Raw genomic sequence first — 788 nt, forward strand, 5'->3', positions numbered from 1 at the left:
AGCATCCACAGACCCATCGCGACGAGGCTCACGGCGTGCACCGGCATCAACACGCCTTCGTACCCCGACGGCTGAACGTCCTGAGGGGTGTCGGCGCCGATCAGCGCGACCCCGCGTTCGTGCAGCCACGGCAGGCAGGACGCGTGCCAGCCGGCCTGCGTGAAACCGCCGCTCTCGCCGGCCTCGTGCCGGGCGCGGCCGTAGCCGGTGCGCAGGAGCACGGCGTCGCCGGGTCGTACCCGTACGCCCTGGCGGCGCTCGGCCTCCTCGAGATCGTCGGGAAACACGCCCTGCCCCGGTTCCAGCCAGGGCACGTCGCGGACCCTCGCAACGTCCAGCAGGACGCCACGCGTGATGATCCCGTTCGCCGCCGCCGTGACGGCCGCCCACGCCGATCCCGTGGCGGCGTCGACCAGCGAGTGCGACCGCCCGTTGTACATCGTGCCGTCCCAGAACATGTGGCACGGCGAGTCGATGTGGGTGAGGGTGTTGCCGTGGAAGGTGATGCCGAGCCGCTCGGACGAAAATCCCCAGCGCCGGTCGGCATGGAATGCGGGCGGCATGTTCTCGGCACCCGGCATGTCGGCGGCGCACGGGCACGTCGTCGTCGACCGCTCCATGTCTTCCGGTACGGCGACCTCCCATGCGCACGACACGCTCCTGCCGTGGCGCACGGCCCGCGCCGCCGCCAGCCGGACGTCGTCGGTGATGTGGTTCAGAGTGCCGAGCTCGTCGTCGTCACCCCACCGTCCCCAGTTCGACAGCGTGTCGAAGTACCCGAGCACGTC

1 protein-coding gene is annotated in these 788 nt (G+C 70.9%); it reads right to left on the bottom strand.

The window, feature by feature from the left end:
* The coding region (locus E1292_RS50550; RefSeq protein ID WP_132606891.1) for a cyclase family protein at positions 1-788 on the bottom strand (788 nt) is incomplete at both ends.

Source organism: Nonomuraea deserti (genome assembly GCF_004348685.1).
Taxonomy (GTDB): domain Bacteria; phylum Actinomycetota; class Actinomycetes; order Streptosporangiales; family Streptosporangiaceae; genus Nonomuraea; species Nonomuraea deserti.